This window comes from Bradyrhizobium sp. NDS-1, assembly GCF_032918005.1.
In the GTDB taxonomy this organism is placed as follows: domain Bacteria; phylum Pseudomonadota; class Alphaproteobacteria; order Rhizobiales; family Xanthobacteraceae; genus Bradyrhizobium; species Bradyrhizobium tunisiense.
Map to the genome: position 1 here is coordinate 2554810 of NZ_CP136628.1, position 14745 is coordinate 2569554.

Annotated in this window: 10 protein-coding genes and 3 pseudogenes; 5 read left to right on the plus strand and 8 right to left on the minus strand. The window is 59.5% G+C overall.

The annotated features are described in order from the left end of the window. Positions 1-206 precede the first annotated feature (206 nt). Entirely contained in the window at positions 207-500 is a 294-nt protein-coding gene (locus tag RX330_RS11850) for a hypothetical protein (protein WP_317243130.1), read from the minus strand. Positions 501-685: 185 nt separating this feature from the next. Then, a complete protein-coding gene (locus tag RX330_RS11855; protein WP_317243131.1) occupies positions 686-2011 on the minus strand; it encodes a DUF3422 domain-containing protein in 1326 nt (441 codons plus the stop codon). Positions 2012-3956: 1945 nt separating this feature from the next. Between RX330_RS11855 and RX330_RS11860 the strand changes: the two are divergent. Further along, a pseudogene (locus RX330_RS11860) lies at positions 3957-4253 on the plus strand (integrase); the annotation flags it as partial. Between the two features lie 154 nt (positions 4254-4407). On the opposite strand, the gene RX330_RS11865 reads toward RX330_RS11860, so the two are convergent. Beyond that, complete coding sequence (locus RX330_RS11865) at positions 4408-5805, minus strand: FAD-binding oxidoreductase (protein ID WP_317243132.1); 1398 nt, start codon at positions 5803-5805, stop codon at positions 4408-4410. Between the two features lie 186 nt (positions 5806-5991). Continuing rightward, a pseudogene (locus RX330_RS11870) lies at positions 5992-6249 on the minus strand (helix-turn-helix domain-containing protein); the annotation flags it as partial. 312 nt (positions 6250-6561) lie between these two features. Here RX330_RS11870 and RX330_RS11875 point away from each other — a divergent pair. The 3 genes and pseudogenes from RX330_RS11875 to RX330_RS11885 form a co-directional block, all read left to right on the plus strand. Next, entirely contained in the window at positions 6562-6930 is a 369-nt protein-coding gene (locus tag RX330_RS11875) for a hypothetical protein (protein WP_317243133.1), read from the plus strand. A gap of 587 nt (positions 6931-7517) precedes the next feature. Continuing rightward, positions 7518-8657 carry a redoxin family protein gene (locus RX330_RS11880; protein WP_410707378.1) on the plus strand — a complete coding sequence of 380 codons (1140 nt, stop codon included), beginning with the start codon at positions 7518-7520 and terminating at the stop codon, positions 8655-8657. A 401-nt stretch (positions 8658-9058) separates the two neighbouring features. Continuing rightward, a pseudogene (locus RX330_RS11885) lies at positions 9059-9830 on the plus strand (IS5/IS1182 family transposase); the annotation flags it as partial. A 196-nt stretch (positions 9831-10026) separates the two neighbouring features. Here RX330_RS11885 and RX330_RS11890 read toward each other — a convergent pair. The 4 genes from RX330_RS11890 to RX330_RS11905 form a co-directional block, all read right to left on the minus strand. Continuing rightward, positions 10027-10239: a helix-turn-helix transcriptional regulator gene (locus tag RX330_RS11890; protein WP_317243135.1), complete on the minus strand. Its 213-nt coding sequence runs from the start codon at positions 10237-10239 to the stop codon at positions 10027-10029. A 224-nt stretch (positions 10240-10463) separates the two neighbouring features. Next, positions 10464-10703, minus strand: coding sequence for a helix-turn-helix transcriptional regulator (locus RX330_RS11895; RefSeq protein ID WP_317243136.1), 240 nt, complete (start codon positions 10701-10703; stop codon positions 10464-10466). Positions 10704-11580: 877 nt separating this feature from the next. Further along, the gene (locus RX330_RS11900) at positions 11581-11766 is read right to left on the minus strand and encodes a hypothetical protein (protein WP_317243137.1); all 186 of its coding nucleotides are present in this window, start codon (positions 11764-11766) and stop codon (positions 11581-11583) included. 769 nt (positions 11767-12535) lie between these two features. Beyond that, positions 12536-13624 (minus strand): NtaA/DmoA family FMN-dependent monooxygenase, encoded by a 1089-nt coding sequence (locus RX330_RS11905; RefSeq protein WP_410707379.1) that lies wholly within the window; start codon positions 13622-13624, stop codon positions 12536-12538. On the opposite strand from RX330_RS11905, the gene RX330_RS11910 reads away from it, so the two are divergent. Then, on the plus strand, positions 13564-14421 hold the full coding sequence (locus tag RX330_RS11910) for a hypothetical protein (RefSeq protein ID WP_317243138.1): 858 nt from the start codon (positions 13564-13566) through the stop codon (positions 14419-14421). The genes RX330_RS11905 and RX330_RS11910 overlap by 61 nt on opposite strands. Positions 14422-14745 lie beyond the last annotated feature (324 nt).

Here is a 14745-nt window from a genome sequence, read left to right on the forward strand (position 1 = left end):
ATTCGAGCGTCGCCATCAAGGGCGACCGCGACTGGCGCGGCTTTGGAACGAAATCCTCCATCCGCTTCATCGTGAACAGCTGCTCCATGAACACGTCGCTCCCGCGCATCGAACCGTTTCGCCAAGGTGGGTTGGCAGTCTATCTTTGGCGTAGATATTTCAGCAGCCTGCTAGGCGCCCACCGCCACGTGCGGGCGACGCCGGCATCAACCGGCGGGCAGATGCGCCAGAGGCGACAATTCCAGGGGCCTGAATCTGGCGTGCTCAAAAACTTGGAAGCCTGGATTCACTGAAAACAGCGAATGTATCTCTGGCGACAATGGCAGACTCGGCACAAGCGATTCATGGAGCTTCGCCGCCTCGGCATCGCGAAGTTCGCCGCATCGATTGCCGCCGGGGCTCTGGCGAATGTCCGGGCACCAGCGGTGCAGCACGCCCTGCGCAATCACTTCTTTGGCGCTCGCGGTCTCTCCGAATATTGGTTCCTCGGCCAGCTTCACTCGGTCGAACAGCCGCGGTACGGACCCGAGTATGCCAGGTGGTGAGGGAAGGGTGGCGTCGCGAGACGTCCCCCTCCCGATCAATTAAAGCGCATATACCGGCTAACCGTCGAGGCTCTGGCGGCAGCGTCGCACCTCGACTATGCGAGCTTCGTAGGACGGACGCGCTGATTCCCCAAGGGGCATTAGTTACGAGCTACCGAGGGCGCGTCGTCGTGCTTGAAGTGTCGCTTTCGGATCTTGTAACTCACCAGCCAGATCACGCCCACGGCGATCGGGACGAAGACTGCGGTTAGGAACGAGGGATCTACTCGTAATCCGACATCGTGCGCGCCCTCGGCAAGATATTTAAACAGACTGACCACGTAATATCCAATCGCCGCGACCGACAATCCTTCGACCGTGCACTGCAGCCGAAGTTGCTGCCTCGTGCGCTCATTTATAGCCTGCAACAGGTCATGATTCTGTTGTTCGATTTCGATGTCGACACGGGTTCGCAACAGATCGGCGGCACGCGCGAGCTTGACCGACAGAGCCGCCTGACGCTCCTCCACGGTCGCGCAGGTGCGCATCGCCGGCGCCATGCGGCGCGCCAGAAACGACGACCAGCTCGGATAGCCCGAGATGTCATTGCCTTCAATGATGGATAGTCGCGATTGGACCAGCTCGTCATAGGCCCTGCTGGCGCCGAAGCGAAACAGGCCACCGGTCGCACCTCTTTCGAAGGAGGCGGCCAACGCCGTCAGCTCGGCAAGCAGATGGTTGTTGAATTGCAGCCCCTCACCGCTTTGCATTTCTTCGAGCGCTTGAACAAGACGGCGGTCGATGCGATCAACAGACGGTGCAAGCTCAAGGGCCGCCGACAGACCAAGCAGCGCCAACGGACGGTAGGTCTCGATTTCCAGGAGCCGTTGCACCAGCGCTCCGAGATCGTGCGACGTCATTCCGAGGTCGCAGACGAGGATTTTCGTAAAGCCGTTTTCGTCCATGCGGAAGTCTGAGGCGACAACGCCTGCACCGCTCTTTGTGGCAACCATGGCCAGGCTATTCTTGTCAAAAATCTGTTCGGCGCGCTTGGTCGGCGCGGCGCCTTGCTCCACTTCTAACCTGATCGCGACCAGCAATTGACCCGTCTGCCGCAACGCTCGGATCAGCGATCGGACGGTATCATCAATGTTCCTGAATTGGTGAGCGGCAGGACCATTTGTGTTAGTCCAGATCCAGGTGAATGTTGTAAATTCAGAATGCTGCTCCCAGCGTAGCATAGCGGGCCCGATGACAATCTGATGATGTTTCGCCGATTGCGCAGGCGGCCGCAGATTGCGCTCCAGGCAGAAATCGATAAAACGGCAGCGATCGATTGCGGCCGCCTCGCCTTGCGCAAGAACAGCGAAGTGGATCACGCTGAATGGCGAGACAAGGCGCGTGAAAGGGCGCGCGTGCACTTCGCCGAGCACGGCGTCGCGTTGCGGATGCGGCTTGAAGGTTCGCAAATCCAGTTCATCGATCATCTATTGACGCCTCGCTTCAGAGTTGAGAAAGCAACCGTAAGCCTTGACGCGAGAGGCATTGGCGGTGCTGGAAACCGGGTGCGCGCGGCAACGCGCCGATCAGGTCATGTCGAGATCGATACCGCGGTGGCCTTGAGATTGGGAAAGAGGTCTTGCGGGAGCAGGATCAGGCCGAGCAAATTGAGGCGGAACAGCCTCAGCCAGGCTTCGACTGACGCCGTCAACGACGTCTGTCGGGTACGGTCCGGTGTCTATGGCGAAATGTCGGCATTGTGGATCAATGCGTGTAGCGGTGCGCGAGCAGGCCGTTCCGCGACCTCGGCAGTGGCGTGCGGCACTGTCCGGCGAATGCTTAGATTGACGTGGACATGGTTGTTTGTCTCCGAATCCCACGGACATCGCCCACCACCGAAGGGGTGCCCCGTGCAAGTAAGGATGCGCCGGCCCTCTTCTGCGAACAGGTTTTCGATGACATGACCGACGCCGCGCGAGGCCGTGGCAAGCGGCAGCCTCTTCCGTTCTCCCAGCGGGGTGCAGGCACGCGACCTCCGGTGCGGCTACCGCATTCTCGATTGACAGATCGATGCCCAAACACGACTCCCATCCTGTTGCCGCCGCCAAACTTCCTGGCGCGGAGAGCCGCTGCAGGATTTGGGCCAGCACGATAGAAGGGGCACGCTCGCGTGTTTCCTTGCGCAATGTGGCTTCCGAACATAGTCGAAGGCGGGTTTCAGACATTAAGCGCGCTTGTATTCTGACAGAGTCCGCCCGGTGGCGCAGGCCACAGGAAATTGCCTGTTTCGGCAAGATGATCGCTGTACGGCCGCTGCCATTGTCTGAGCGGCCACGCTGTCGCCGGAATTGTCGATGCAGAGCGGGGAGAGTGACCGCGCCCGGACCCGCGGAAGGTTTGCCGATGGCTGATAACGTCACATCGAGCGAGGATGACTGGATCACGGACCCAGAGCGCTCGCCGTCCTCTCTTTGTCGCAACACGCAGAGTAGTGCAAGCGTCGCGGCTTGACCGATTGTTGCAGGGAGGCACTTCCATCGAAGAGGCCGTTCGGTGCGCTCGATCCGAACAGAGCTGACATCAATGAAATCGCGGCGATAGCGCCGAGAGGCCCGCCCAACGCATTCAGTCGTGATTGGCTCTTTGTCCTGACAGGCGCAGATTTCCGCTAGCGATCACTGCCTCGTCCACACGCTCCGCTCACGAGAGTCGCCGGCCGTAGCTGTGATCCGCCATTATTTGGTCGATCGCTCACCACGATCGCCACGTATCTGGCCGTGCATGAAAAGCGATTTGCGGGCTTTCATGACCGGGCTGGGGGACGATGTTTCGGCAGACTGCCGTTTTGAGCTCGTGCCGCACCAGATTGTCCGAGCGAGGGACCGGCGGTGCGCGATCGGCTGCGCGCGGCGTCTTAGGCCGGCGCGCAGATCCTGATTATCGGCGGCTTCATAAGATGATCACGCTGGTGCAGACTGCTGCCATCGATACAACATCCCAGCGCGTCGTGTTCAGCATTCCGCGGCGACAATGACGAGGCAGGGTAGCGGGCGGAGCGTTTCGTGTCGGAGGAGCTCCGCGACCGGCAGCTTGAAGACAGATCGCAGCAATAGGCGCCGCGCGTCTGCAAGGGGTCGAAGGACTTGTACGGGGCGATGCGTCAAGGCTTTTCGTTGTGCCATCTCCTTGTTCGGCCGGGCTGCGCGCGGCGTTCTCATTATATTTGGGCCACGCGCCGAGGGTCTTGCGCTGGGTACCCCTTGTATCTGCACGGCTATCATTTGTGCGATTGAAGCAGCTTAGCGGCCTTTGGCCGATGGCCACCGGCCAAAGCGCGTGGCGATATCGCCCGAGTCGCCCCGATGGGCCTTCGGCCACCCTCGACAGCCGCGGCGCGTAGCGGCCAGCGAAACACAGATCGGGACGAGGAGATGTCGCAAAGCCGCCACCATCGCCGCAGGCGAGGTCTTCAAGGGCTTGGACCGGAAAGACGCGAAGCCCGAGGCGAGGCGGCAAGAAGCAGCGCACCACGCTTGCGACCCTCACTGTTGAAGGTGGTCTCTACCAGACGTCCTTGACCGAACGTCAAGTCATTAATTGGAAGCCAGCAATGTCGGCACTGCGGCTCGGGCTTAAGGATCACGCCGATAGCGGCGTAGGGGACCTGACGCGACGGCAGATTATGGCTGCGGTCGACAGATCGCCAAGACCGGCAAGCGTGGGACGGCCTCTCTTCTTGTGCCGCCTCCAGCGCGCCGAATGAGCTGTCCTCCGAGGTGATTGCCATCGCCGATTCACATATCGGAAGCAGCTTTCTTCATGCCATCCCAAGCCCATTTTCGTGCCGACGTCAACTCCGCGGCAGAGAAGGACTGCCACGTAATTACTCGTTCGTTCGCTCGGTCAAACATACGTGTAGTCGATGGCATCGGTACTCAGATCGCGGCATCGTTCCATACTGCTGCGAAGAAAGAGTGCCAACCGAGTTGCCCAGGCGATCAGACCTGGAATCCATCAGGTGAAAAAGCTGGGAGGCCGCCGTATAAAAGGCTTCCTGAGCTACACGAAAACGCCGGCGTTCAACGGCAGTGACCGGCAACGGCAAATCGTTCTCCGCGATCTGCCCCAATACGTACGAAGCCAAAACACTGCCAAACACTGTGCCTGGTGCGATTCCGCGGCCGTTATAGCCACTGAAACCGATGACGTTGCGATCCAGCTTGTGAAGCCGGGGTAAGTTGTCCGACGTCATTCCAATCATGCCGAACCAGCCGGCTTCAAACTGGACGCCCCGAAGTCCTGGAAAAAGCTTGCGCAGCGATCTTTGGGCCCAGGCCCGGTGAATAGATTGCCCCATTCCCTCAAGCGCACCAACACTGCCAAACACGAGTCGCCCGGAGCGATCGAGGCGAAATGAAGAGAGAACCTCTCGAGTGTCCCACACACCCTGCCGCTCAGGCAGGATCGACTTTCTCAGATCGTCGGGCAGAGAAGGCGTGGCAAAGTTGAAATAGGGCAGTTGAATCTGTTCCTGCCGTATCTCAGACCAAAGTCCTTTGCCATAAGCATCCGTCGCGACGACCACCCAGTCGGCCTCTACAGATCCGCTTTCGGTGCCGACTCTCCAGCGCAAACCGTTGTGTTGCGCCACGATGGCCTCGCTTTGCGTAAATATCCTGGCTCCCATCGCAAGCGCGGCCCGCGCTAACCCTCGCGCATAGGCCAATGGCTGTATGGTGCCGGCGCGGTTATCGAGCAGCGCGCCGGTGTAGTCGCCACCGCCTACTTTCCTGTGTGTTGCCTCCGCATTTAGCACCAAGACGGGCGCTCCACGCTTCTGCCACTGTTCGGCACGGGCCTCAATCTCCTCCAAGCCCTTACGTCCGACCGCACAATGTAAAGTGCCGGCACGTTCCACTTCACATTCGATGTCGTGCTTTTCGATGAGTTCGAACACCGTCTGCGGTCCGCGCCCGAGTTGTTCAAGCAACCGTTCTCCAAACGGCGCGCGGAGCGCGTCCGGAAGCGCGTCAGGCATGAGCCACATACCCGCATTCACGAGCCCGACGTTCCGCCCGGAGCCGCCGAATCCTATTTCAGACGCCTCCAAAAGCGCGACACGCGCCCCACCTTCAGCAAGATGAAGGGCCGCCGACAGCCCCGTATATCCACCGCCAATCACGACGATATCCGCTGCAGTTTCGGCGGTAAGGGGAGCAGTTTCTGGCGCTGGTGGCGCAGTCAGAGCCCATAGTCCGTGTGATCGTCTATTGTTTCGCATCCGCCAATCTTGATCGACCCGAGGTCCAGCAGCTATGGTGAATACCGGTAAGCTCTGGCGGACCTCTCTAGTATGCAAAACTGACGCCGGCCAGTCGCTTGTTTCTCATTACATCATGCTCGGGCGCAGTGAATAGCCGCCATCAGGCCAAGTCGCGGAGGAGAAACATCGGCCAGGTGAAAGCGATCAGGCGTCGAGATTGTGCAGGTGCTGGCGGTTGCGCAGCACGATCTGGCGAGCGCCCGAGAAGCCGAGTATACCCTTTGCGTGAAGCTGCGAGAGCGCGCGCGACACGGTCTCGAGCGTGAGGCCCAGATAGTCGCCGATATCGCGCCGACACATCGGCAGCGCCATCATGCCGGGGACGGCGAGGCGGCGATCCATTTCGAGCAGGAAGGTTGCAACACGCTCCATCGCCGTCTTGCGCCCCAGCAGCAACATGTGGCCTATCCGCTTGGCTATAACGTACCTGAAGCTTCAATCGCCATAAAGATCGAGCTGGAATAGACGATGAAAGCGCGCCTCAGGTCGTCGCTGATGCCCTCATTCGCCAGAAGATCGCGGGTATCAGAAAATCGCGAGGAAGTTGCGGTCAAGCGCGACAACGAGTTTCCCGCGTAGAGGTCGAAAAACGAGGCGACTTGTGTCTCCGTAAAATCAGAGCCTTCCTCGACGTTCGGAAGCACGGATCTTGGTAACGATGCTTTCCGCGCGATTCACGACCTCATTCACCTTAAGGCCCGAAATTCCTTGCCAATGGCGGCAGCCATTCTTTTCATGCCCCGATCGATCGCGGCCAGCGATTCCCGCCGGCCGACGGGATCAGGTCGATATCGACTGATAAAACGCGGCATATCGCGCACGAATAAACTGATCGCAGTCCCGCCCTTGGGAGCAAAATCCCGCCGCACCGATTGGCAAGGTCTCGATCAGCAGCGCAACCAGAGCTGGTCCCGGTTGTCTGAACAGATTCTCCGGGTCGATAATTGGAGCGTCTGCCGGGTTAGGCCGCCAACGCGGAATGACGGCTCGTTGAAGATATCAACCGATCGAGTGGCGCGCCCCGTTGGCATGCTCGCCAGCAACGCCATCACCATCAGCATGGACGTGCCGAATTTATGGTGAAGAATCTGGCCGGTTGCCTTTAGGGGCCCTACAAGGGTTAGCAGGCGGCTAGCTCTTCAAGCTTAAGTATCCTAGCGGCTTCGTCGCAAAATGCGGGGACATTCCAGACGAACGAGATCGCAGATTGCCCACCTTACCGACGTGAAATCGGCGGGCGATCCAACTACTGGGGCCCCGCCGTTCGACTTGTTCCTCGCCAGCTTGCGAATGGCTTGGAAAGGGGGCGCATCTCACCAACGGACCGGCCGATCCTAAAAGGGAGGCGAGTTCGTCGTCGCTCTGCCCCTTGGAATTTTGTCGGTCAGCGGGCACCACATCCGGCTTCTCGCGTACCTCCTACTGGCGCAGCGCGGCTCGCGATGCGCATTCGCAAGACGATCTTCTGGCGGCACGAAGGTCGCGATGCGTGCCCGAAATCCGACGCCGACGCAGCTTGTCGGGTTACATACATGGGACCTTACTGGGCGTGTGGATGTTTTTCAAAGCGTTGTCATGTGCTTAGTGTGCGCGGACTGCCTGGCACGGTGATTGCTACCATGATGAAGCGACAAGGTCGCGCGACAAGTAACTCGGGATAATATAATCACATGCTAGGCACAGAGTCCCCCGCTCCTTCGCTCATAGTCGAGAACTGGCTGCGTGGCGAGCCTCTCACAAACTTCGAGCTAGGGAAATTGTACATCGTCGAATTTTGGGCAAGTTGGTGCTATCCATGTGTGAAGGCGATGCCCCATCTGATAGAGCTGCAAGCAAAATACAAAGACGAAGGGCTTGAGGTCGTCGGAGTCGCAGCTTATGAAAAAGCACCAACGGCGGCTGAGGCGCGCACCAAGTTGGACGCGTGGTTGACTGAAAATTTCTCAAATCTGAACTATCGAATCGGGTTCGACAGTACGGGCGAAATGAAAAAGCTTTGGATGGATGCCAGCTGTTCTTCCACGGTTCCGAGATCATTCATCGTCGACCGCGACGGCCACATTGCCTTTTTCGGTGATCCGACCGACATCGCCCACGTCTTGCCGAAAATTATCAACGGCACTTGGAGCAGCGATGAAGCTAAAGCCGCTGATGCGAAACGGATTGCGGATGACCAACGCACAGAGCGCTTTTACTCAATCAAAGACACAATTCGATCGGCGGAGGAAGCAAAGGATTGGCGGGCAGCGCTCTCAGCGGCCGAAGAGGGCATTGCCATGATGCCGGACGACCGACACTTCCGCGAGATTCAGGCGCGTCTGTTGCTTCAAATGCGCGACACGGCGACCGGGTTCCAGGTCTTGCGCCAACTGGTTGAAGATGCGATTGAGAAACGCTCAGACGCTGTGCGGGGGCTGATTGCCGTGATGGATCAACTCTTTGGTCCGGAGAACGATAAAGCCCACCTTCCGCGTGCCGAGCGCTTTGCGATCGGCAGGGAGGTGTCGGAATATATCCTCAATTCAGTGCAAGACAGCGGCGGCCCCATCTTTGATTCTTATAGAGTGGTCGCTCAGTATTACTACGAGAGTGGTGACAAGCAACGCGCGATCGAGCTGATCGAGCGGGCAATGGCATGGCTAGACGATCCGGAAATCGTGCCGGAACCCGCAAAACAGTATTATATGCCGCGGCTGCTCCAAACTTTGGCCAACTACAGGGGCGAGAAGGCTTGTTGCAGCGGGTCTTGTTCGGTTCCGCAAGAAAACTCTCCTGGAGCTCCCAAAGTGCAGCCGCAGGAGGAGACATGAAGGGCGATGTTAATCGCAGATGCACAATCGGGGCTACGCGCCTTCGAAGCGCTCGCGACCACCAGAACCATTTCAGGGCGATTGCAACACGCAAGTCACAAGGAAAGCCTAGCCCACAACAAGCGATGCGACGCCCTACGGCCCGTCTTTGCTGGGTGTCTAGTTCGTCGTTCGTGAAGAACCGTCCAAGCGGTTGATCAAGAATCGATTTCCGGGCGAGATCCACTTTGAGATTGCAAGCTTTCGGGCCTTGACTGCACAAAAGCTTGCAATTTCATCTTTGAGGATTCCGTCGAATCGCAAGGCGAGATTCCCTGATCGCATCGGAGGGAGCGATGCAACCAGGGGAACGGTGCAAGCCAAGAATGTGATGCCGATGCCAAGCTACTGAACCGCACCCGCGATTGATCCGGCTGGCGAAGGGACATGGTGTCAAGCTGCGCCAGTCCTATGCCACGGTGGGCAAGATCGCGCTGATCAAGCACCAGCGCTACGCCCACGCCAAGCAGTTCAAGCGCGACAACAGGCCCTTGAAGAAAGTCAGGACCTATCTCGGCCGCATCATCCGCGACATAGGCCGCAAACGGCGCCAACGCCGACTTGCTCGGTGGGATCGTGTTGGAGCGCATGCCGGCACGGGCGCGACAAGTGCTTGAGCAGAATCGGCACCAGCGTGGCCCGAACCCCTACTTGCTGCACGCGACGGAGGTGCAGTGCATCGGCAAGGGCAACGCGCACCGGCCTTACGAGTTCGGTGTCAAGGTCTCGGTCGCCACCACGCTGGCGCCGGCCCGCGGCGGGCAGTTCGTGACCCATGTGAAGGCGCTGCCCGGCAACCCCTATGATGCCGATACACTGCAACCGTCATCCCAGAGATGGAAGCGCTGATCGGCAACACTATCGAGCGTGCTCTCCTTGACAAGGGCTATTGCGGCCACAGCGCCCCGCCCGATTACAAGTTCAGGGTGTTCATCTCAGGACAGAAGCGGCGGGTGACGCCACAGACCAAGCGCGAGCGGCGACGGCGCTCCGCCATCGAGCCGGTCATCGGCCACCTCAAATCCGAGCACCGCATCGGCCGCAACTAACGCCAAGGTGACACCATACAACGCCGTTCTCGCCACGGTCGGCTGTAACTTCCGCCGCCTGATCTGCTGGCTCAGGCTCTTGTTGTGGCAAATCATCGGCACCCTCGCGAAACGACGGTCAATCAGGCTGCCAATCAGGATTCTTCACGGCCGACTAACTATACCGCTGCGCTCACAACGGGCCGCTACTTTCGGCAGATGCGGATCCCATCTCATGGAGTAGTCCCCTAGCACCGGATGTTATACGCGCCGTCGGCACAAGTTGACAGCAGCAGCACTCCCTAGTCCAAAAGCTTGAGGCGGCGCGCCTTGATAGCAGCCTGGATTCGGGTGGTCACTTCCAGCTTTCGCATGGCGTTCTTGATGTGAAAATCGACGGTGTTCCGGCTGATTCTCAATATCACCCCTATTTCCCAGGATGATTTGCCCTCCTCTACCCACAGCAGGCACTGCTTTTGCCGTGCGGACAGCTCAACGACTTGCCCATCGATCACGTGTTGCTCCTGGAGCCGAGACGACTGGAACGCGATTAGCAAATGCCGTACCACGCGACGGAGATCGCAAACTCTCCTGCCAACACAAGCCTTGGAGCACCAATCAGCTGCCGATCCATCGGCTGTCGAAGCGATTGCGACATACGTCGTAAACGCGACAGCATGGTTGCAACAAACGGCACACTTGACGTCCGCGACCTAATTTAGGCCTGCGATAGGTCTCCTCATGGCTGGTAGGCGCCAGCATTTCGGGTGGTCACTTCCAGCTTTTGCATAGCGTTCTTGATGTGAAAATCGACGGTGTTCCGGCTGATTCCCAATATCACCGCTATTTTCCAGGATGATTTGCCCTCCACTACCCCCGCAAGCACTGCTTTTCTCGTGCGGACAGCACAACGACTTGCCCGTCGACCATGTGTTTCTCCTGGAGCCGAGACGACTGGAAGGCGATCAGCAAATGCCATACCACGCGACGGAGATCGCAAACTCTCCTGCCAACACAAACCTTGGAGCACCAATCAGCTGCCGATCCAACTCCAGCACCATCGGCTGTCGAAGCGATTGCGACAGACGTCGTAAACGCGACAGCAGTGGTTGCAACAACGGCGCACTTGACGTCCGCGACCTAACTTAGGCCTGCGATAGGTCTCCTCATGGCTGGCAAGCGCCAGCATTCTGTCCCGCGCTTGCTCCAGCGCGGCTTTCTGCATTATCCCACGGAGGAGGCGAACCGGATCCATCTACATCGGTCGCGGCTCCAAGGCAGAGGTTGTTGGCATTGCCGCAAATGGCGTGGAGGACTTGGTTCTGTTCGCGTAAATCGCTCGACGGCTCATTGATACTGGATGAGTTGATAACGGACATCGAACAAAATCAAAGTCATCAACGCTTTGTGGACCACGGTGCTTGGGCGACACTATTGACTCGAATGTCGCCGCGCGATGCTTGATCCATCTCGTGATCCGCACCGATCGCTTGCATCGCGTGATGTCGGAGGGCGTCAGAAAGGGGTGTAATCCGTCTTATTTGTACGCCACAGCTATCCAGCGGCCATAGCATACCGAATATCGTTCGGGGCGGAGGCATGAGCGGCGAGGCGAAAAGACTCCGATCGAGGCATTAGGGCCGCAAAATAATCGGATAATTTCGCGTACCACGAAGCGCCGTCGCAAGAACCGTGGCATGCCGCCGCCCGCGACGTCGGATATCAATACGCTGCCGGGCAGCTCTAATTTGACGGCAATAGAGGCCGCGGCGGTTACGCTCATCTACTGACGGAGCAGATCCTCGGCGGGCGCCGGGCAGCCGAACGTAATGCCGCTCTCATTCAGCTCGCCTTCCTTAACCGCACCTCATGCCGGCGGCGAACTCTGCGCCGCTTCCCTTAAGTGTGTAGACGAAGGGATAATTGAGCTTCTCGATGTGGGCACGGCCGTCCTGTACCGGCCCAATGCCGGACGCCATCTGAACGAGATGGCGAGCGGCGACTTCCGGATAGGCGAACGCGCGTTCGGTAACGCGTTTCATTGCGATGTTTGATGACAAATCCTGCGCACATGCCGAGCAGAAAAGGCGCAATCCGACGCGCCACCACGGCTGATCTTTGGGAAGGCGTGTCGAGTCGCACGTCACAATCGCAGCGGCTGAGCCCGCGCTCGTACACCCCCGAGGCCAGAGCGGCGAACCAGCCGAGCATGAGGGCGGCGCAGATCAGGGCAGGGCAGCGACAGGATTGTCCCTGGCGGCGCCCGGCTGCTTGGGGCCGTGAGGGAAGCAAGCTGGCGTGCGCCGTCGGGGAACTAGCCAAACGTCGATCGAGCGAGGGCCGAGCTGTTCGTGTTGGGTGAGATTTGCTCTCGATGACCCTACAGGGAATGCTCGTCGCGACCTCTGTTGTGGGTGGGGCGCACGCGCCGGATGGCTGTGGCGACGGGTCCATCAGACCAGCGCACCCGGCGGCGGCGGGGATTTCATCTGGGGCCACCAAGCAGGCATGCTTCCAAAAAGGACCGCGATTGGTACATGCGGAGGACGTCCGAAATATTCGCACTCCGCACTGCTCGTCTCAGCGACAACGTCGAGAATGCGCGGTGAATCTATCGGCGATCTCGTTGCGAAGCTCGCTCATCGCGCCCAACTTCCTAATGCGCAGCGCATTTCGAAGGCACTGCAGCTTGGTTTCCAAGGGCATAGATAAATCTGTTGCTCATTCACGTCCTAGCCGTCCAGCGGCCCAATGGAAAGCAACCTGTTCGGCTTCTGTTGCGACGTCGTCAAATCAGTGTTGTCAGGCGAACTATGCGATCGCTTGAATGGCGTTGGAGAAGATGCTGGCCGGCCGGCTCAGGCCGTAATGATCACGCAGCGTTGTGCCCGTGTAGTCGTGACGGAACAGGCCGCGCTTACGCAGAATGGGCACGACCTGCTCGGCGAAGCCGGGCAGCCAGGGCGGCATGACGTTGAAACCATCGGCTGCGCAGTTCTCGAACCAGGTCTGCATGTTGTCGGCGATCTTCTCCGGCGGTCCGGCAATCACCCAATGGCCGCGGGCGCCAGCCAGGCGCTGCACGAGCTGGCGAATCGTCGGCTTCTCGCGATCAACGATGCCGATGACCAGCTTGAAACGGCTGGCGACGCCGCGGGCGCCCTCGGAATCGATCAAATGACGAGGAAAAGGGGCCATCGAGGTCAAACCCGGAAAGGTCGAGATGATCATCTGGCGCAGCTGTGTCAGCGAATACTCGGGCTGGATCAGCTCGTTGAACTCGTCCTGCAGCCGATCGGCCTCGATTTGCGTGCTCGCGATGAAAGGACTGATGCCGGGCAGAATCTTGATCTGATCGGGACTGCGGTCGAAGGCGCGCGCCTGACGCTTGATGTCCGCATAGAATTCCTGGGCGCTCGCCAGTGTCTGATGCGCGGTGAAGATCGCCTCGGCGAAACGCGCCGCAAAGGCACGTCCCTCGTCCGAAGAGCCGGCCTGGACATAGACCGGTCGTCCCTGCGGCGTCCTTGACATGTTGAGGGGTCCACGCACGCGGAAATGCTTTCCGATGTGATTGATCGCGTGAATCTTGTCGGTGTCTGCGAAACACCCGAGATGGGCTCGTTGACGAGCGCGTCGTCTTCCCAGCTGTCCCAAAGCCGCGTGATGACGTTCATTGCAGCCGCTCGAAAGTGCGAAGCTGAGAGCGGACAGCCTGTCAGGCTGATCATCGTGGACACACTCGCGGCCGCAACGACTGGTGTCGACGGTAGCAGCGACAAAGACATGGCACTGTATGCGAGCGATTGCGGAAGGTTGCAACGGCGCTCGATTGTGCCGTGCTCGTCGTTCATCACAGCGGAAAGGATGTCTCAAAAGGAATGCGAGGTTCGTCCGCAATCCTAGGTGCGGTCGACTACACGCTCTTAGCTGAGGAGGGGAAAGGCGCCTCCACTATCAAAGTTGAGAAGATGCGCGATGGTTCAAACGCTCCGGCTCTCAAATTCAAGCTGGTCGAAGTCGTGATCGGCAAGGACGAGGACGACGAAGACGTGACGAGCTGCATTGTGCGGCCGGTGGCAATTGGCGACGGACTAGACTTGACCGTTGACGAGCATGAAGAAGTGCCGTTGCGACGATGCGGTGACAAGCGGGAACATCGTGTCGAGATGCTGATCGGCGCTGTGCGCGAGGAAGCCGAACGCACGTGCCGCGCCGACGACGAAGAGTTGAGCGACGTCGGCCTGTCAGCCGTTGAGCTGGCGCGGCTGCTCAATCAGGCGCGCCAGCACTGTTGCACACTCGATGGGAAGCTGTCGGCATCCTTCACGGCGAGCAAGATGCGCATCCGCATGCTCGCGACGGGAGCGACCGTGTCGCGCCCAGGCGGATTGACCGGCAGCACGTCCCGCTTAACTGGCGGCGGGAGCGCAAGCCTCAACGTCAAGGATGCGTTCATCGTGAACGCCAATGGCGGGCGCTTCGTTGCGATCAGGAAGGGGACGCCCCGTCTGCCGATCAAGGGCATCTATGCGGAGACGCCCAGCACTGCGCTGGGACAAAGCGGGGCAGCGGCGCAAGTCGCATGGCAGAACGCCGCGAACGACGAATTCGCTACTGGGCTGTCCGCAGAGACACAGAAGCAATTGCGTTCTGAGGGCATTCCATATTCAGCGCCTGCCGACGCGGGCGACTAATCACCAATCCAACATCGTCACAGCCGATCGACACGCGCCGTGACGGATTAGCGCGCCGCGACCCGCTCGGAGTGCGAGCCGGTCGCCCAGGCGTGGGCGCGGCGCGCGTCTTACCCGCAAAGGAACCAATGATGAAGATCGACTCAAGAGACTTGCTGTTGACCCGCTTGGTGCGGGCTCACGCGAAAGGTCAAGAGCTGCCCGCTTCGGGACGCTCGGCAACGGGCCGCTAGCCACCGCGTCCTTTCGCCAGCTTCAACACAGACGTGCGTGCGGCATGGCCCGCGCTTGCCGAGCACATCGAGCACGCGCAAGCCCCGCTCG